Origin of the sequence: Longispora albida DSM 44784 (genome assembly GCF_000379825.1) — a bacterium.
Classification (GTDB): domain Bacteria; phylum Actinomycetota; class Actinomycetes; order Mycobacteriales; family Micromonosporaceae; genus Longispora; species Longispora albida.
This window is the reverse complement of sequence record NZ_KB903814.1, coordinates 430,526-449,045: the sequence shown is the minus strand read 5'-3', so window position 1 is coordinate 449,045 and position 18,520 is coordinate 430,526. Positions and strand designations below refer to the sequence as shown.

Here is an 18,520-nt window from a genome sequence, read left to right as displayed (position 1 = left end):
CCGGTCAGCATCCCCAGCCCGGCCCGGGCGCACAGTGGCAATCACTACGCCTGTTCTTCGGGGCTCCGCCGGCCGTTCTGAGCAGGGGTGATGGCTCGGGAGCATGGCCCGGGCGAGGGGAGGGCGCGGGGAGCCGGCCGGAATCTGGGTACTGTCCACCCTGGCCAGGTGTCCTTCCTATCTCGACAGTGGCCGGGTTAGCGTCGGGTCATGGCCCGATCACTCGTCCTCCACGGCAGGCACACCGAGACCGGGCTGCTCACCCAGCGCCTGGCCGAGACCAGAGCCGGCGATGGCGGTTGCCTCTTTCTCACTGGCGAGGCCGGGATCGGCAAGAGCAGCCTCGCGGCCGTGGCAGCCGGCCATGCCGCTTCGATCGGGCTCACAGTCGCCCAGGGGCAGGGCAGCAGCATCGGGCCGATGGTGCCCTACCGGCCCTTCGTGGAGGTCGTGCAGGCGACGCTGCGGGCACACCCCGGCCTGGACCTGGCGGGGCTGGGTGGCTACGCCCCCGTTCTCGGCCAGCTGGCACCCGGGCTCGGCATGACCGGGCCGGGCGTGCCCGTGACGCCGGTGGTGATCGCCGAGGGCGTGCTCCGGCTGCTCGGGCTGGCCGGGAAGACAGCCGGGTTCCTGCTCATCCTCGATGATCTCCAGGATTCCGACCACGAGTCGCTGGCGGTGGCGGAGTACCTTGCGGCCAATCTCCGGGGTACGCCGGCCCTGCTGCTCGCTCTGGCCCGTGACGAGCCCGGCCCGGCGAGGGAGCTGGCTGTCGCGGTGGAGCGCCGTGCTCCCGGTACCGTCCTGCCGCTGACCCGGCTCAGCCGCGAGGCTGTCGGCCTGCTCGCCGCCACGGCGCTCGGCGGGCCGGCCGGGGAGGACGTGACCGGGTACGTGCACGCGGGCAGCGAGGGCAATCCGCTGTTCGCGATCGAGCTGGTGTCGGGCCTGCGTCGCGAGGGGCAGCTGCGGGAACGCGGCGGAACCTGGTACCTCGCGGGGCCGCAGCCCAGCCCTGTGCCCTCGTCGCTGGCCCGGACAGCGGGCCACGTGCTCGGTACCGCTGACCCGGCCGGGCGCGAGGGGCTGACGCTGGCCGCGGTGCTGGGCGTGACTTTCCCGCTGACCCTGGTACGGGCCACGACGGGGCAGGACGCTGTGTTCCTCACGGGGCCGGCCGCCGCGCTGGTGTGCCCGGACACGCGTCCCGGCTGGTACCGCTTCCAGCACGCGCTGACCCGCGAGGCTGTCATGGCCCTGACCGATGCGGCCGGTCAGGCCGAGCTGGCGGCCCGCGCGGCGGAAGCCGTCGTCGCGGCCTACCCCGGCCTGCCCGGCGACTGGTGCCAGCTCGCGGCCGCGCTGCACGTACGGGCCGGAGATCGCGCGGCGGCCGGTGAGCTGTACGCGCGGTCCGGTCAGCGCGCCCTGGACCAGGGTGCCGCCGGATCGGCGAAGCGGCTGTTCACCGAGGCGTGCGCCCTGCTGCCCGACGGCAGCGCTGAGCAGGCCGAAGCGACGGAGTCGCTGGTGTCCGCGCTGACCGAGGCCGGGGAGATCGACGAGGCCCTCGACTTCACCGGCGCGCTCGGCCGCAGTGGCCGGCTGGACCGGCGCAGGCTCGCCAGGATTCACGGCAGGCTGGCCTGGGCGGCGATGCTCGCTGGCCGGACAGCCGAGGGCCTCGCCCAGGTGGCCACGGCGCGCGACCTGCTGGGGCCGGTCCCAGCCGCCGAAGACCGGGCGCTCGTCGACGTGGCGGAGGCGTACCTGGCCATCTTCGCCCCGGGCGCCGGCCGGCTCGCCGGAGCCGAAAGGCTGGCCAGGAGCGCGGCGGAGGTGGCGGAACCAGCGGGCGCGCCGGCCCTGGCCTGCCAGGCGTGGCAGCTGCTCGGCGCGCTGGTCCGGCAGCGGGACCTCGGCGAGGCCACCGCGTGCCTGGAACGTTCGCTCGTCATCGCCCAGCGGCACGACCTGCCGATCTGGCAGCTCCACGCCCTGGTCCGGCTCGGCAACGACGACGCGGTCCGTGACGGCGGGCTGCTCCGGCTCCGGCAGGCCAGGGACGAGGCGCTGCGGATCGGGGCGGTGACGGCCGGGTACCAGGCCGAGGCCAGCCTCGCGTTCCAGGGCGCGCTGCGTGGCGGGTACGAGATGGTGGTGGAGACCTGCACCAGGGTCGCGGCCGAAGCCGGCAAGCTCAACCTGCACGACCTCGTGCACTATGCCGTGCTGAACATCGCGATCCAGGCGGCGCACCGTGGCCGGCGGCGCGAGATGAACCAGGCGCTCGCCGAGTTCCGCGCCCGGGGCGGGGAGACGAGCCAGCACCTGCCGAAGATCGCCAGCATGGCCCTGGTGTTCTGCGCGCTGCTGGAGGAGGACCAGCCGCGTGCGGTCCGGGATCTCGCCGCCGGGATGGCGGCCGAAGCGGATCACCCGACCGTCTTTCCCCTGACCGGCGGGCAGGGTCCGCACATCCTGCTGTCGGCGCTGCACCGCACAGCGCCGGCACAGGAACGCGGGCCGCAGTCCGGCCTGCGCTGGAACCGGCAGTTCGTGCTGCTGGCCGATGCCGTGCTGGCCGGGCGGGCGGGGCAGTCACGGCAGGCCGCGTTGTCCGCCGAGGAGGCGCTGGAAGCCGCGGAGCCGTTCCCGATGGCGCGGCATCTGGGGCTGCGCCTGGTGTCGGAGGAGGCACTGGCCCGTGGCTGGGGTGAGCCGGTGGCGTGGCTGCGGCAGGCCGAGGACTACTTCCACCAGGCCGGAATCCAGCCGGTCGCCGGGGCCTGCCGGCGCATCCTCCGGCTCGCGGGGCAGCCCGCGCGGCAACGCCGGCCGGGACCTGCGGCCGTGCCCGGCGGGCTGGCCGCATACCAGCTCACCGGCCGGGAGGCCGAGACGTGGGCCCTGCTGGGCCAGCGGCTGAGCAACAAGGAGATCGCGGCCCGGCTGCACCTGTCACCGCGCACAGTGGAGAAACACGTCGGGCAGCTCATCGCCAAGACAGGCACGAGCAACCGCGTCGAACTCGCCGAGCTGGCCGCACGCCTGGGCGCGACGGACACCGCCTGATCAGAGAATCCACATTGTAGGAAATGACTCCCGAAGTATGGGAGGAAGGTTAGGGTGGCCGTCATGTACACCCACGGGCATCACGAGACAGTGCTGCGCTCGCACCGCTGGCGGACCGCTGAGAACTCCGCTGCGTACCTGCTGCCGGAGCTGCGCCCCGGCCAGCGGCTCCTCGACGTCGGCTGCGGCCCCGGCACCATCACCGCCGACCTGGCCCGCCTCGTCGCACCCGGCCACGTGACCGGGCTCGACGCCGCCCCCGAGGTACTGGCCGAGGCGGCAGCAGCGCTGCCGGACGCCACGTTCACCACGGGGGACGTGCACGCGCTGGAGTACGAGGACGGGGCCTTCGACGTGGTGCACGCCCACCAGGTCCTCCAGCACCTGCCCGACCCGGCCGGCGCGCTGGCCGAGATGCGCCGGGTGTGCGCGCCGGGCGGGGTCGTCGCGGCCCGTGACGCGGACTACGCCGGCATGACCTGGTACCCGCTGCTGCCCGAGCTGGACGAGTGGCTGGCCCTGTACCGCACGGTCGCCCGGGGCAACGGCCACGAGCCCGACGCCGGCCGGCGGCTGCTGGCCTGGGCGAACGCCGCCGGGCTGACCGGCGTCCGCGCCACGGCCTCCGTCTGGTGTTACGCCAGCCCTGCCGACCGGGCCTGGTGGGGTGGCATGTGGGCCGACCGCATCCTGAACTCCCGGCTCGCCGAGCAGGCCGTCAGCGCCGGGCACGCCAGCCGCTCGGACCTGGAACGGATCTCGGAAGGCTGGCAGCGCTGGGCGGCGAGCCCTGACGGCTGGTTCCTGATCCCGCACGGCGAGATCCTCTGCCGGGTGTAGCGCGCAGCATCGCGACCAGGCTGAAGCTGAGCGTGACGAGCAGCGACCAGGCGCCGAGCTTGGCCACGTGCACCGGCTCCCAGCCGCCTTCCTGGTACGGGTACCGCCACGCGCCCAGGTAGGTGGCGATGTTCTCCGCGAGCCACAGGAAGAACCCGATCAGGACGAACGACACGGCCAGCGGCATGCGGTACCGGGCGTCGCGGACCCGGAACGTCACCCAGGACCGGCGGCACACCCACACGACGAGGACGGCCAGCACCCAGCGCGCGTCGGGTACGAAGTGGTGGGTGTAGAAGTTGGCGTAGATCGCGATGGACAGCACGGCCAGCGGTGCCTGGCGGTGGCCGTGCAGCCGGAGGTCGAAGCGCCGCCAGGCGTGCACGATGTAGCTGCCGACCGCCGCGTACATGAAGCCGCCGTAGAGCGGGACGCCCGCGATCTTCGTGTAGGCGGGCTCGGGGTACGACCACGAGCCCGCGCGGACCTTGTACAGCTCCAGGGCGAGGCCCGCCAGGTGGAAGGTACCGATGATCAGTACTTCGCGGGTGCTCTCCATGCCGCTCGCCCACAGCACGGCGGTGAACAGCAGGCAGCACAGCAGCATCAGGTCGTAGCGGGGCAGCGGCGTGGTGACCAGCTTCGACAGGCCGAGGCAGGCGAAGATGCCAGCCGCGAACAGGCAGCTGGCCGCCTCGTGCCAGGCGAAGGCGGCGAGCTGCGTCACGAGTCGGGCGGGCATGCCTGGAGACGGTAGTCGCGCGGCGTGAAGGTTCTGTGCGGGTCAGGCGGTGATGCTGAGCCTGCCGTCGAGGAGGTCCCGCGCGTCGCCGACCGCCGTCAGGCGGCTGATCTGGCCGTCGAGGCTGGCCCGGGACAGCTCCGACAGCGCCCAGCCGAGCGGCGCGCTCACCTCCGGCCTGCTGCCCGGAGCGAGCGTCAGGTGCCGCCGGGCCATCGGGCCGGGCACCTGGACCGGCGTACCGGGGATGTCGGCGAAGAACGTGGCCCGCGCCTCGGCCTCCAGGCGCGGCCCGGACAGCCCGGACTTGGGGATGACCAGCCCGGACAGCGGGGCGGCCAGTTCACGCTTCCGGCCGGGCTCCGCCGAGTCGGCGACCGAGCGGTATCCGTTGCCGATCTCGGCGAAGACCGGGGCGATGAGCGGCGCGCCCGGCCGCGTCATCGCCTCACGGTTGGCCGCCGCGACCTGAGGCTCGATCGTCCGCCACAGATCGAGGGCCGTGAGCATGCCGGTGTTCTCGAGGTAGCCGCCGTCGCCGAGCTGGACCCGCCGGGGTGTCGTGGTCCCGTTGCCGCGGCAGTGGTACAGCAGGCCGGTCGGGGTGACGTAGGGGAACCGGGCCGACAGCAGCGCGGCGGTGCTCCTGCGCAGGTCTCCGGACCGGGCGCAGCTGCCCGGGTTCAGGAAGTCTGCGGCGTAGTAGCTGCCGGGGATGTCGGAGCCGGTGACGCCCGGATCCTCACAGTGGTAGGGCGGGAGGCGGTGACCAGGCTGCCCGGCGCGCAGCCGGGAGATGACCACCCGGCAGCCGGTCAGCATGTCGGTCGCGTTGAAGACCAGGGCCGGCTGCCAGTCCGGGCCGGTGCGGAAGTAGCTGGCGTCCAGGCCGCCGGTGGTGCGTTCCCAGGTCCGTTCCATCAGCGCTGCCCGGTCCGATGCCTGGACATTCAATCCGGTACCCGCGCGCGGCAGATCCCTGAACAGCCACGTCGCCCCGATCACCGACAGGCCGTCCTGACTGGACAGTGCGGTGGTCCGTGGCTCGTCCGACGGCCCCATGCCCCAGGCCGCCGCACCCAGGCTCGCGCCCGACACGGAACTGACCACGAAGACGGACTTCCGGCGGCAGTCCCGGGTGGCCGGATCGGCGTCGGTGAGGGCTGCGAGGGCCTTCTCGGTCCAGTACGCCGCCCGGATGCCGCCGCCGGCCGCCGCCACGAACAGCATCGGCTGGACAGGGTGTCCCGTGGTGGCTTCGGGCGTGCAGCCCTTGGCCGCCTGCTGCCAGCGAGTGAAGGCGTCGGACACGGACTCGGTGAGGCCGGTACCGGAGCCGTTCCCGTCCGCGCCGAGGACGCGGCCATCGTGGTACGTGCCGGCCGGGTCGGCCATGCCCGCTCCGACCAGGAGCGCGAGCGTCAGGACCAGGGCCGGGAGAGCCCGGCCGTTGCCCCGGGGCGCGATGAACGCAGCCGAGCGCTGGCTCGCCGCGACCAGCCCGCCCGCCGCCACGCAGCCGACCGCGAGCGCGAGGGCCAGCACGCCGTTGGTACCGAACGGCGGGGCCGCCCGATCCGGCGCCACCATCATCACCACAGCGAGAGCCAGCGTGAGAACGGCGGTGAGCACGGTCAGCCAGGCCGGCACGTGGACCTTCCGGCACCGGAAGACCCACGCGAGAACCGCGAAGACGAACGCGCCGCCGAGAGTGGCCGCCGCTACACCCATCACGAAGAAGACGATCGGGCGGAGCTTCGGTTCGAGCAGTACCGGACCAGCGAAGGCCCGCACCAGGCCCAGCCCGCCCGAGATGAGGACGGCAGCCGTGAGCAGGTACACGAACCGGGCATGCTGGTTCGTCCACTGTGGCCGGCGGGCAGGCGGGGCGTCGCGGGCGAAACGCCAGTGCACGAACCACGTGCCCAGGAACAACGCGGCGATCACGAGCACCGGCGCCGCGAGGTCGAGCCCGGAAACCCACTCGCCGGCGCTGACCAGCCTGGCGTCGCGCAGCAGGCCAGGGGCGGTGAGTTCCAGCAGGGCTACGACCAGGGCCAGCCCGCCGAGCACAGCGCAGGCCGTGTAGAGCCGCCCGGAGCCCGGCCTGCCCGAGTCCACCGGGCCGAAGGGCAGCCAGTGCGCGGTGACGAACACGACGGCGGCCAGCGCGGCCAGCGCCAGGCCGGACAGGGCGAACCAGCGCCAGTCCACGTCCTTGTCGGCGTACGAGCGGAGCACGTCGGGGAGCTGCTGGAGGGCGCCGAGCCGGTCGCGGCCCGGCACGGCGATGGCGAAGGCCAGCAGGGCCAGCACCCCGGCCTGTACCCGGAACGTCCACGCCACCCACGGCTGCGGCAGGTCCCCGCCCCGGGCCACGTCCGACATCGTCTCCTGGACGGAGTGCAGGGTCCTGGCGAGCCAGCGCCAGGCGATCACGCCGGCCGCCGCCGCCACGACGGCCCACTTGAGATCGCTGACGGCGAACAGGACCCGGGCCAGGCCCGGCACCTCGTACGGCCTCGGCGCGCCGTCGGACTGGGCGGCGACGAGGAAGGTGAGCACGTTCTCCAGCACGTCGGGGGCCACGATGCCCAGCCACAGCCAGCGCATCCGGATGCCAACGCCGAGCCGGCGCAGCGCCCAGGCGAGCGCGAGGGCGTACCCGGCGGCGAACACCATGTCGGCCATCGCGTGCCACATGATCCAGCGGAACGGGTGCGTGTCCCCGGCCGTGCGGGCCCAGTGTTCCAGCGCCGAGGCCACCGGGGCCGAGTCCTTCGCGGGGCCGGTGAGCTGGGCGAAGCCGTAACTCCGTGAACTGGCGGCTTCCAGCGAGCTGAGCAGCGAGTCCACCTCGGTCATCACCAGGATCGCGGTGGCGACGAGCGCGCTCAGCGCGATCCGCCAGGTCCATGACCACGTTTCCCGGCGCTCGGTGCTCACTCTGCCCAGTCTGGCCGGCTGTGCCCCGGATCGTTCGCGTATGCCCGGCGTGTCGCAGTGGCGGAAGGTGGCTGCTGACCGGCTGTCCCACCCCCTGGCAGCCGGTCAGCAGCACGTCTCAGACGTGCGTCCGCTCGCGGGCGGTGGCCCGGGCCGGCCGGTACTCGCCGATGTCCGGGTCGATCAGGCCCGACCGGACGGCGACGGTGACGGCTTCGAGCCGGGTGTGCGCGCCGAGCTTAGTCAGCACGCTGCGGACGTGGCTGCGCGCCGTGGCCCAGCCGACTCCGAGCATCCGAGCCAGCGCCTTGGTGTCCTCCGCCTGGGCCAGGTACCCGAGGACCTCGCGCTCCCTCGGGGTGAGCGCGACAGGTGTGGCGACGCGGGCCGGCGCCACGGCGGTACCGGTGACGAGCTCGCCGCCGGCCACCCGGCCCAGTGCTCCCGTGATCTCGGCGATGTGCCCGTTCTTGCAGGCGAAGCCCCGCACGCCGGCAGCCAGGCCCGCCCGGATGGTCGCCTCGTCGAGGTTGCCGGACAGGAGTACGAGATGAGCTTGTCCTGCCGCGGCACGCAGGTCGCGGAGCCGGCCCACGACGCTGGTGGTGCCGAAACCGACGTCGAAGACGCAGATGTCCACTGTGGTGGACGCCAGCACGGCCAGTGCCTCGTCGGGGCTGTGGGTGACGGCGGTGATCTCGTAACCCGCGCCGGCCAGCACGAGCGCCAGCGACTCGGCGAACAGGGCGTGGTCGTCACAGATCAGGACGGCTGGAGCGGTCATGCTGGTCATCCCCTGGAAAGACGCAGGCCGGAACTCGGCAGCAGGATGCGGGCGCAGCCGCCGCCGAGGCGCCGGCTCGGGCCGGTCTCCAGGCAGCCGCCTGCCTCCGCGGCGAAGGCGCGGACGATCCGCAGGCCGAGTGTCGCCTTGCCCGCCGCGTCGAGGCTGAAGCCGGGCCCGTCGTCGTCGACCTGGGTCACCGTCCAGCCGTCCTCCACGCTGACCCGCACCCGGACGGTCCCGGAGGGGCCAGCGGCGTGCGCGGCGTTGTCCATCACGTTGCGCAGCGCCCGCCACAGCCGGAGCTGGTTGGCTGACGCCCAGGCCTCCTCGGCCTCGAAGTGGAAGGTGGCCCGGTTCGTCATCCGCACGGCGGTGATCGCCTCGGCGGCCGTCAGGTCCACCCGGATCGGGGCCACGGCCCCCTTGTCCGCCTGCTGGACGAACTCCCGCTGGTACGCGGTGACCAGCTCGTCCAGCCACACCGTCTCGCTGTGCAGCTGCCTGATCCGGCTGCGGCTGGCCGGGCCGATGTCGCCGGAGTCGGCGAGCAGGCTGGCGAGCAGGACGATCGTCGCCAGCTCGTGCCGGATGTCGTGCTCGAGCTCCCGCTGCCTGGCGGCCGCCGGGGCCGGATGCGGCCGGCTCGGCTCGTGTTCTGCGGCCCGGCTGGGGACCTGGACAGGGGTGCTCACCTGCCGACCGTAACGCCGGGGCCAGGAGAAGGCGCCGGCACTGCGTGAACACTGGCTCACTTCGAACCTGCTCCGTAATCTTCGCATTCGGCGCAGCCGCCCCTCCCCAGATCTGAGCACGGCCCCTACGTCAGCTGGGGGAGGCCCGGCGTAGGAGGCCGGGCCTACGTTGGCACAGGTAAACCACAGCGAGGAGCCTGGCCATGAACAACGAACCTGGTACCCGGATCGGCGTGGTGGGCTGCGGCTACTGGGGTTCCAAGCACGTCCGCGTACTGCACTCGGTGCCGTCGGTGGACTCCGTCGTCATGATCGACGAGATGGGTGACCGGCTGCGTGCCCTCGCCCGCAGCTACCCGGCCGACCTGTGCTTCCCGTCCGTCGCCGAGGCACTGCCCCATGTGGACGGCCTGGTCATCGCGACCCCGCCGACGTCCCATGTGGACATCGCCCTCCAGGCGATCGACGCCGGCAAGAACGTCCTGGTCGAGAAGCCGCTCGCCACAACGGTTTCCGGCGCGCACCGCCTGATCGAGGCTTCGAAGGCCGCTGGCGTGATCCTGATGGCCGGGCACACCTTCGAGTACAACCCGGCGGTGTGGAAACTGCGTGACCTGGTCCGCAGCCGCGAGCTGGGCCAGCTGTACTACCTGGACAGCGCCCGGCTCAACCTCGGCCTCTACCAGCGCGACGTCAACGTCATCTTCGACCTCGCCCCGCACGACGTGTCGATCATCAACTACGTGCTCGGCGAGCACCCGCTGGCCGTGCAGGCCTGGGCCTCGCACCACGCGCACCCCGCGTTCGAGGACGTGGCGTACCTGCGGCTGTTCTACGCCGACGAGACCCTGTCGGCCAACATCCACGTGAGCTGGCTGGACCCGTCGAAGGTCCGCCGGGTGATCGCGGTGGGCAGCAAGAAGATGGCGATCTACGACGACATCGCCGAGGAACGGATCCGGGTGCTCGACAAGGGCATCTCGGTGCCGGTCGAGGCCGCGAGCCTGACCCAGCCGCCGATGTCGTACCGCTACGGCGACATCGTCGCGCCCTTCGTCGCCCCCGACGAGCCGCTGATGGTGCAGGACCAGCACTTCGCCGAGTGCGTCCGTACCGGGGCGACGCCCCTGACCAACGGGAAGTCCGGCCTGGCCGTCGTCGAGGTGCTGGCGGCGGCGCAGGCCTCGCTCCGGGTGGGCCGCCCGGTCCTCATCGAGGAAGTCGCAGGGGAACTCACGAAGGCGTGAGAGGTGAGCGTCATGTCCGAGCTGGTGCCGTTCCTGGATCTGTATCCGATGACGGCCGAGGTCCGCCCAGCGGTCCGCTACGGCTGGGACCGGCTGCTGGAGAGCGGCCAGTTCGTGGGCGGCCCGTCCGTCGAGCACTTCGAGCAGGCCTGGGCGTCCTACTGCGGCACGACCGAGGCCGTGGGCGTCGGCAACGGGACGGACGCGCTGCTGCTCACGCTCATCGGGCTGGGGATCGGGCGCGGGGCTGAGGTGGTCGTCCCGGCGAGCACGTTCATCGCGACGGCCGAGGCTGTCGTCCTGGCCGGCGCGACCCCGCGCTTCGCGGACGTGAGCCCGAAGACGCTGCTGCTCACGCCGGAGACGCTGCGCGCGGCGATCACGCCGCGGACGCAGGCCGTGATCGTGGTCCACCTCTACGGGCAGATGCCAGACATGACCGCGCTGAGCCGCGTCGCGCACGACCACGGGCTGGCCGTCATCGAGGACGCGGCCCAGGCGCACGGCGCGTCCTGGCACGGCGCGCGGGCCGGGTCGATCGGGCAGGCCGGCTGCTTCAGCTTCTACCCGGGCAAGAACCTCGGTGCCTTCGGCGACGCGGGTGCCGTGGTGACCTCCGATCCGGAGCTGGCCGCGCGGATCCGCTCGCTCCGTGAGCACGGCCGGGTGGCCGGCTCGCACTACGTGCACGGGCTGCTCGGCATGAACAGCCGGCTCGACGCCATCCAGGCCGAGGTGCTGAGCGCGAAACTGCCGCTGCTCGACGCCTGGGCTGCCTCACGGCGGGAGATCGCCGGCTGGTACCGGGACGCCTTCGAGTACACGCCCGTCCGGATGGTCGAGGAGACGGCTGGCGGCGCCGGCGCGTACCACCTGGCGGTCGTGCGGGTGCCGCACCGCGACCGGGTGCAGCGGAAACTGGCCGAGGCCGGCGTGCAGACCGGCGTCCACTACCCGGTGCCGTGCCACCTCCAGGAACCATTCCAGCGGTACGCCACCGGCCCGCTGCCCGTCGCGGAGCACGCCGCCCGCGAGGTCCTGTCGCTGCCGATGTTCCCGCACCTGGCCGCCGACACGGTGGCGCGGGTCTGCAAGCAGCTGCGCGAGGTACTGGGCGCGGAAGGGGACGAGTCCCATGACTGAGATCCAGATCGGTACCGGGCTCCACGCCGACCCCGGGGTCATCCTGGGCTACGCGCCGGCCAGGGGCGAGTCGCGCGGGCTGTCGCTCGGGCCGGGTGCCCGGCTGCGCAGCGGCACCGTCCTCTACCTGGGCACGCGGATCGGAGCGGGCCTGGAGACCGGGCACCACGTGGTGATCCGGGAGGACTGCGTGCTCGGCGACGACGTGTCGGTGTGGACCGGCACCGTGGTCGACTACGGCTGCCGGATCGGCGCGCGGGTGAAGATCCACGCGAACTGCTACATCGCCCAGTACACGGAGATCGGGGAGGACGCCTTCCTCGCGCCGGGCGTGACCCTCGCGAACGATCTCTATCCCGGTCAGCCGTCCTCCGCCGAGCTGATGGCGGGTCCGGCGATCGGCCCCGGCGCCCAGATCGGCGTCAACGTGACGATCCTGCCGTACGTGCGGATCGGGGCAGGCGCCCTGATCGGGGCCGGCTCTGTCGTGTCCCGCAACATCGCCGCCGGGATGGTCGCCTACGGCAACCCGGCCGTCGTGCACGGCGAGGTCGCCGGGCTGACCGCGATCGAGCACCGCGTCGCGCCGGAACCCGAGTCCGCCAGCCGCTACCGGTTACTCAACGGTGTGGTCCGGTCATGACCACCTACCGCATCCCCGGTAACCACGTCGGGCGGCACGCCGCCCCGGGGTGGATGGACGTGCGGCCGGGAGCGGTGGGCAAGCGGGCCTTCGACCTGACGTTCGCGGCGCTGCTCGTGGTCGTGCTGTCGCCGGTGCTGCTGGCGGCGTGGCTGGTCGTCCGGGGGACCTCGCCGGGTGCGGCTGTCTTCCGGCAGTACCGGCTGGGCCTGGGCGGCAGGCCCTTCGAGATGTACAAGTTCCGGACGATGACCGCCGGCTGCGACGACAAGATCCTCCGTGACTTCGTCGCCCAGGAACTCCAGCAGGACAAGCCGCCGGTCCTGCGTGACCCGAGGGTCACGGCCGCCGGCCGGTGGCTGCGGGCCTCCAGCATCGACGAACTGCCGCAGCTGTTCAACGTCCTCAGAGGACAGATGTCGCTGATCGGCCCGCGCCCGATGCTCGACTGGGAACTGGACATGATGCCGGGTGCCTACCGCCGCCGGCTCGCCGTCCTGCCGGGCATCACGGGGCTGTGGCAGGTCAGCGGGCGCAACCAGAAGACGCTGACCGAGCGCCTCGACCTCGACCTCGAATACGTCGACCGCCGCAGCTTCGCCCTCGACCTGCTGATCCTGGCCAGGACCGTCCGGGTCGTGATCCTGCGGGTGGGTGCGCAGTGAAACCCATCATCTTGTACCTGCGGCGGGGCGCCAGTGGCTGCGTGCGGCCGTCCCGGTGCCCGTCTGCGCCGCGAACCCGGCGACCGGCACCGCGATGAGCAGCCGGGCCGACACCGCAGCCGCGGTGACGGGCGACTCGATCGCCGTCGCGGGCTGGACCGCGCTCAGCCGGGCGACCGGCGTGCTCCGGTTCGCGGTGATCGGCGCGGTCCTCGGCCCGACCTTCTTCGGCAACACGTACCAGTTCACGAACTCCCTGCCGAACCTCGTGTTCTACGGGCTGCTCGGCGGGGCGCTGTTCTCCTCGCTGCTCGTCCCGGCCCTGGTGAAGTCCATCGACCTCGGAGACCGGGCCGGATCCGTTCGGCTCGCTGGCGGCTTCCTCGGCGTCGCCTGGCTGGGCCTGGCCGTGCTCGTCCCGGTCACCGTCCTCGCCGGGCCGCTGGCGCTGGGCGCTGGGCAGCAGGGCCAGGCCCGGGTGCTGCTGGCGCTGTTCGTCCCGCAGCTGTTCTGCTACGCCGTCGTCGCCACGTCCGTGGCGGTGATGAACGCCCACCGCCGGTTCGCGCTCGCGGCCGGGGCTCCGGCCATCGAGAACCTGGGCATCATCGCCGTGCTCCTGGCGATCGGAGACCCCAGCCGGATAGTCCCGCTGGGCATCGGTACCACGCTGGCCGTCGTCCTCCACGCGGCCGTGCAGTGGGCCGGTGCCCGGCGGGCCGGTGTGACGCTCGTCCCCAGGGCCGGCTGGCGTGACCCGGAAGCCAGGACGCTGATCCGCCGGGCCGTGCCGTCCGTGATCCAGGCCGCGCTGGCCGCCGGGCAGCTCGTGGTGCTGCTCGCCATCGCGAACCGGGTGCCGGGCGGGGTCGTGGCGTTCCAGCTCGCGCTGAGCTTCTGCTACGTCATCAACGCGCTCGGCGCGGTACCGTTCGCGCTCGCGGCGCTACCCCGGCTGGCCCGGATGCACCGGGACGGCGACCGAGCCGGGTTCGCCGGCACCCTCGCGGGTGGGCTCAGCCTCGGACTGTTCGTGACGGTCCCCGTCGCTGTCATCTACTTCGTCATGGCCGGCCCGCTCGCCGGGCTCGTCTCGGCAGGCCGGATGGGGCCGGGCGGCACGGCGCTGATCGCCGCCGCGCTGGCCGGTCTCGCTGCGGCTGTCATCGGGGAGACCATCTTCTCGATCAGCACGTACGCGAGCTACGCGCGGGAGGACACCCGGTCGCCGCTGTGGTCGACGGTCGTCGGGGCCGGTACGTGCCTGACGGTCGCGAGCCTGGCGCTGCCGGCCGAGGGGACGGCCGTGCTGGCGATCCTCGGCCTCGCGTACTCGGCCGGGGCGGTGGCCGCCGCGATCGTCCTCAGTACCCGGATCTGGCGTGACCGCGCGCCCGCCCGCCGCAAGCTGCTGACCTCGGCCGGGCGGACCGCGGCCGGTGCCGTGGTGCTGGCCGGGCCGGCCTGGCTGACGTCGGTGACGGTGCCGGACCTGGTCGGCGCGCCGCTCGGTACCGGAGCCGGGCTCCTGGCCGCCGTGTGTGTCGCGGCCGGGCTGTTCCTGGCCGTGCAGGTACTGCTGCGCGCCCCCGAGCTGGCGCTGGTGGCCGGCGGGTTCAAGAGCCTGCGGGGGCGGTCGTGAGCACCGTCGAGTACCTCAGGTACCGGCCGTATCCCGCGCGCCGGCTGCTCACCGTGGCAGGCGTGCCCGGTGCCGTGCTGCTCGGCGTGCTGGTCGCCTGGCAGCCTCTCCTGCTACTGGGAGCGTGCGTCGCGGGGCTGTGCGCGGCTGTGATCTGGGTCCGGCCAGCCGTCGCGGCGTACGGCCTGATCGGGCTGACACCGATCCTGGGCGGGATCGAGCGCGACGCGATCATCCCGGTCCTCCGGCCGAGCGAGGCGATCCTGCTGCTCGCGGGCGCGACGCTCGCGGCCAGGGGGTTCCTCCGGTGGGACGGCACGCTGCGCTGGCCGCGTCTGTCCAGAGTGGAGCTGGGCGTCGTGCTCATGGCGATCGCCAGCTCGGTGCTCCCGCTGACCTGGATGGCCGTCCAGAGCAGGCCGATCGACACCGACGACGTGCTGCACGCGCTGGTGCTGTGGAAGTTCCTCGGGCTCTACGTGATCGTCCGCGTGGCCGTGAAGACGGGCGAGCAGGTCCGCCGGGCGCTGTGGGTGTCGATGGGCACGGCGGCGCTGGTCGCCCTGATCGCCATCCCGCAGGCTGTCGGCCTCTTCGGGGTACCGGAGAAAATGGACCGGATCAGTCTCGCGCTGGGCAACAGTGAGGCCGCGCAGCACCGGACCGGCCAGGGCGCCTCCACGCTCGGCCTGCCCGGAGCGGTCGCCGACCTCATGGTGCTGAACCTCGGCGTGGCGTGGGGCCTGCTGGTGCGGGCCGGTGACGGCCGGTACCGGATGATCCTGGCCGCCCTCGGGCTGCTCTTCGCGGTCGGAGCCGCGTCGTCCGGCGAGTTCTCCAGCACCCTCGGCCTGCTGATCGGCATCGCGGGACTGGCCGTCGTCACCTCCCGGCCGAAGCTGATCGGCGCGGCGGTGCTGGGAGGCCTGGCCGCGTACCCGCTGCTCCGCCCGGTGATCGAGCGCAGGCTGAGCGGGTTCCAGTCGGCGTCGGGCATCCCGGAGAGCTGGGTCGGCCGCCTGAACAACCTGCGGACCCACTTCTGGCCGGAGCTGTTCTCGAACTGGAACTTCGTGCTCGGCGTCCGGCCCAGCGCCCGGGTGCCGGTGCGGGGCGAGATCACCGGCTACGCGTGGATCGAGAGCGGGCACACCTGGCTCCTGTGGGGCGGCGGGATCCCGCTGCTGGCCGCCTTCCTGTACTTCTCCGCAGCCGTGTTCGGCGCGGCCTGGCGGAGTGCCCGCGCCACCCTCGCAGGCCCGCGCGGGGCCGCGGCCACGGCCGTGTTCGCCGCGATGCTGTCCCTGACGGTGCTGATGGCCTTCGACCCGCACCTCACGTACCGGGGCTCAGCCGACGCGTTCTTCGGCATGCTCGCCCTCGCCGGCCTGGGGTTCGCCCGGACCGGCCACACCACCACCACCGCACGAGGGGGTGCCTGAGATGGCACAGGCAGCGCATGTGAACTCCGGCTCCGCCCGGCGGCTGCTCGCGAGCGCGGGCTGGATCGGCCTGATCACAGCGGCCGTGCTGATCGGCGCGGCTGCGTACTCGTGGAGCCGGACTCCGCTCTACCGCTCGGCAGCCGACGTCCTCGTCACGATCTCGGCCTCGCCGAACCTGGCGCCGGACATGGGTACCGAGCGCACCATCGCCACCTCGCAGGCCGTGCTGACCCAGGCGGCCAGCCGGCTCGGCGTCACGCCGGAGGACATGGGCGGCGGGCTGTCCGTGACCGTACCGGTCGACACGACCGTCCTGCGGATCGCGGCCACCCGCGAGGACCCCGGCGACGCGCAGCGCAGGGCGCAGGCCGTCGCGACCGCGTACGTGGCCGTCCGCAATGGACAGAAGCAGGCCCAGGCCGGCGCGACGGCGACGTCCGCCGCCGAGGTGATCACGCAGGCCCCGCTGCCGCAGACTCCGGTCAGCCCGAACCACGCGGTCGACCTGTCAGCCGCGCTCGTGGTGGGAGTCGGGATCGGTGCCGTGACGGCGCTGGCCCGCCGCCGCCTCGACGACCGGGTACGCAGCCCGCGGCAGCTCGCCGAGCTGACCGGTGCGCCGCTGCTCGGCGTGATCCCTCCCTTCCGGTACCGGCAGCCGGCCGTCGCCGGGCACGTGCCGGTCGTGCACAGCCCCGGGTCGCCGCCGGAGCGCGCGTACCACGACCTGCTGGCCCGGCTGTTACGGGTCGCGGAGAACCAGGACTACTGGCCGGCCACCCCGGCGGCGCGCGGCAGGACCGGCGACCTGGAACTCCGGTTCGGCAACCTGGGGAACGGCGCGGCCCGGATGATCCTGGTGACCAGCGCGGGCAGGGAACACCGCAACGTGCTCGCGGCGAACCTCGCGGCTGCCATCGCCCACAGCGGGCACCAGGTGCTGCTGGTCGGCGCGGACCCTGCGCAGCCCCTCGACGCTGGCCTGGGCGCGGTAAGCGAGGCCGCCGGGCTGACCGACGTGCTGGCCGGGCGGGCCGGGCTGGCGGAGACCGTCACGGCGACCCGGGTGCTCGGCCTGCGGGCGATCCCGCCGGGCGCGCCCGACGACTTCCGCACCGTCAACGACCCGGAACTCGGCCGGCTGCTGGCCATGCTGCGGCACGAGGCCCCGTACGTGGTCATCGCCGGACCATCCATACTGGACGGCGCGTATGCCGAGGTGCTCGCCTCGCATGCCGACCTGGTGCTGTTCCTGGGGGAGGAACGCCGGTCACGCCGGGGCGACGTGACGCAGGCCGTCGCCCGGCTGGACGAGGCGGCTCCGGTGACCGGGTGCGTGCTGGACGCTGGTGGCTGGCACCGCAGGCTGCCGTGGATCAGCGAGTCGTTCTGGAAGGCACCCGCCGACGAGATGCCCCCGGTCACCGTGATCGACGGCGTCACGATCAGGGCGCACTGACATGGCCGCCCCGCACGTGCTGATGATGGTGGAGAGCGTTCCGCTCAGCAGGGACACCCGCCTGCGCAGGCAGGCCCGGGCACTGCTCGCCGCCGGGTACCGGGTCACGGTCATCTGCCCGCGCGACCCTGGCAACGCCGGCCTGGTGCCAGGCGTGCGGCTGCTGGAGTACCCGCAGGTCGGCAGCCGGGGCGGAGCGCTGGGATACGCGGTGGAGTACGGGTACTCGTGGCTGATGGCCGCGTGGCGCGCCGGGCGGCTGTACCTGACCGACCGGTTCGACGTGCTCCAGATCGCCAGCACCCCCGACATCTACTTCACGATCGGCGCGCCGCTGCGCATGCTCGGTGTGCCGCTGATCCTCGACCAGCGCGACCAGTCGCCGCTCCTGTACGAGCGCCGGTACGGCCACCGCGGCGGGGTGCACCGGCTGCTGCTGTGGCTCGAAAGGTCCAGCTACCGGGCCGCCGACCACGTGCTCACCGTCAACGAGATGGCGAAGGAGTACGCGGCGGCGACCGGGAACCTGCGCCCCGGCACGATCACCGTCATCGGCAACGGGCCGGCGCTCACGGACATGCGGATGCGGCCACCGGTACCGGCGCTGCGCCAGGGCCGGGCACACCTGTGCTGCTGGGTCGGCATGATGGGCCCGCAGGACCAGCTCGGGCTCGCGATGCGCGTGGTGCACCACCTGGTGACCGTGCTCGGCCGTACCGACTGCCAGTTCGCCTTCGTCGGGGACGGCGACGCCCGCGAGGAGACCGAGAAACTCGCGGCGAGCCTCGGGATCACCGGGTGGGTGACCTTCCCCGGCTGGCTCAGCCAGGACGAGGCCTTCGACTACGTGGCAACGGCTGACCTGGGCATCGAGCCCAACCTCGACGACATCGTCTCTCCGGTGAAGGGGCTGGAGTTCATGGCGTTCGGCCTGCCGTTCGCCGCCTTCGACCTGCGCGAGACTCGGGCGGTCGCCGCGAACTCCGCCGCCTACGCGGCCCCCGGTGACGTGGCAGGCCTGGCGCGGCTGGTCGACGAGCTGCTCTCCGACCCGGAGCGCCTGGAGCGGATGGGCCGGATCGGGCGGCAGCGGATCGAGACTCGTCTGGCCTGGGAACACCAGGCGGAGGCCTACCTGAGGGTGTTCAGTGCCCTCAGTCCCACAGGCCGCACACCATAGGCCCAGGGAGG

13 protein-coding genes and 1 pseudogene are annotated in these 18,520 nt (G+C 72.9%); 10 read left to right on the top strand and 4 right to left on the bottom strand.

The genetic code is table 11. The features are described 5' to 3' along the window. Positions 1 to 210: 210 nt before the first annotated feature. Together A3G1_RS0106220 and A3G1_RS41330 are read left to right on the top strand one after the other, a co-directional pair. Entirely contained in the window at positions 211 to 3,078 is a 2,868-nt protein-coding gene (locus A3G1_RS0106220; RefSeq protein ID WP_018348605.1) for a helix-turn-helix transcriptional regulator, read from the top strand. A 63-nt stretch (positions 3,079 to 3,141) separates the two neighbouring features. Further along, positions 3,142 to 3,918 (top strand): methyltransferase domain-containing protein, encoded by a 777-nt coding sequence (locus tag A3G1_RS41330; protein WP_040477747.1) that lies wholly within the window; start codon positions 3,142 to 3,144, stop codon positions 3,916 to 3,918. Positions 3,919 to 3,952: 34 nt separating this feature from the next. On the opposite strand, the pseudogene A3G1_RS41655 reads toward A3G1_RS41330, so the two are convergent. From A3G1_RS41655 to A3G1_RS40060, 4 genes and pseudogenes are all read right to left on the bottom strand, one after another. After that, a pseudogene (locus tag A3G1_RS41655) lies at positions 3,953 to 4,660 on the bottom strand (DUF817 domain-containing protein); the annotation flags it as partial. A 42-nt stretch (positions 4,661 to 4,702) separates the two neighbouring features. Beyond that, positions 4,703 to 7,606, bottom strand: coding sequence for a hypothetical protein (locus tag A3G1_RS0106205; RefSeq protein WP_018348602.1), 2,904 nt, complete (start codon positions 7,604 to 7,606; stop codon positions 4,703 to 4,705). A gap of 118 nt (positions 7,607 to 7,724) precedes the next feature. Beyond that, a complete protein-coding gene (locus A3G1_RS40065) occupies positions 7,725 to 8,390 on the bottom strand; it encodes a response regulator transcription factor (RefSeq protein ID WP_018348601.1) in 666 nt (221 codons plus the stop codon). Between the two features lie 5 nt (positions 8,391 to 8,395). Next, a complete protein-coding gene (locus A3G1_RS40060; protein WP_018348600.1) occupies positions 8,396 to 9,085 on the bottom strand; it encodes a sensor histidine kinase in 690 nt (229 codons plus the stop codon). A 203-nt stretch (positions 9,086 to 9,288) separates the two neighbouring features. Here A3G1_RS40060 and A3G1_RS0106190 point away from each other — a divergent pair, with 203 nt between their 5' ends. From A3G1_RS0106190 to A3G1_RS0106155, 8 genes are read left to right on the top strand one after another with little or no spacing between them, the layout of a single operon-like run. Further along, a complete protein-coding gene (locus tag A3G1_RS0106190; RefSeq protein WP_018348599.1) occupies positions 9,289 to 10,332 on the top strand; it encodes a Gfo/Idh/MocA family protein in 1,044 nt (347 codons plus the stop codon). 12 nt (positions 10,333 to 10,344) lie between these two features. After that, positions 10,345 to 11,475 (top strand): DegT/DnrJ/EryC1/StrS family aminotransferase, encoded by a 1,131-nt coding sequence (locus A3G1_RS0106185; RefSeq protein ID WP_040477744.1) that lies wholly within the window; start codon positions 10,345 to 10,347, stop codon positions 11,473 to 11,475. Further along, positions 11,468 to 12,118, top strand: a complete 651-nt coding sequence (locus A3G1_RS42080) for an acyltransferase (RefSeq protein WP_018348597.1) — start codon at positions 11,468 to 11,470, stop codon at positions 12,116 to 12,118. The genes A3G1_RS0106185 and A3G1_RS42080 overlap by 8 nt, the downstream gene beginning before the upstream one ends. Further along, positions 12,115 to 12,783, top strand: coding sequence for a sugar transferase (locus A3G1_RS0106175; protein WP_018348596.1), 669 nt, complete (start codon positions 12,115 to 12,117; stop codon positions 12,781 to 12,783). The genes A3G1_RS42080 and A3G1_RS0106175 overlap by 4 nt, the downstream gene beginning before the upstream one ends. Then, positions 12,773 to 14,425, top strand: a complete 1,653-nt coding sequence (murJ, locus tag A3G1_RS0106170) for a murein biosynthesis integral membrane protein MurJ (RefSeq protein WP_157640945.1) — start codon at positions 12,773 to 12,775, stop codon at positions 14,423 to 14,425. Before A3G1_RS0106175 ends, murJ begins: the two co-directional genes overlap by 11 nt. Continuing rightward, on the top strand, positions 14,422 to 15,867 hold the full coding sequence (locus A3G1_RS0106165; protein ID WP_018348594.1) for a hypothetical protein: 1,446 nt from the start codon (positions 14,422 to 14,424) through the stop codon (positions 15,865 to 15,867). The genes murJ and A3G1_RS0106165 overlap by 4 nt, the downstream gene beginning before the upstream one ends. Before the next feature lies 1 nt (position 15,868). Continuing rightward, on the top strand, positions 15,869 to 17,329 hold the full coding sequence (locus A3G1_RS0106160) for a hypothetical protein (RefSeq protein WP_040477668.1): 1,461 nt from the start codon (positions 15,869 to 15,871) through the stop codon (positions 17,327 to 17,329). 1 nt (position 17,330) lies between these two features. Continuing rightward, positions 17,331 to 18,509 (top strand): glycosyltransferase family 4 protein, encoded by a 1,179-nt coding sequence (locus tag A3G1_RS0106155; protein WP_018348592.1) that lies wholly within the window; start codon positions 17,331 to 17,333, stop codon positions 18,507 to 18,509. The last annotated feature ends 11 nt before the right edge of the window (positions 18,510 to 18,520 follow it).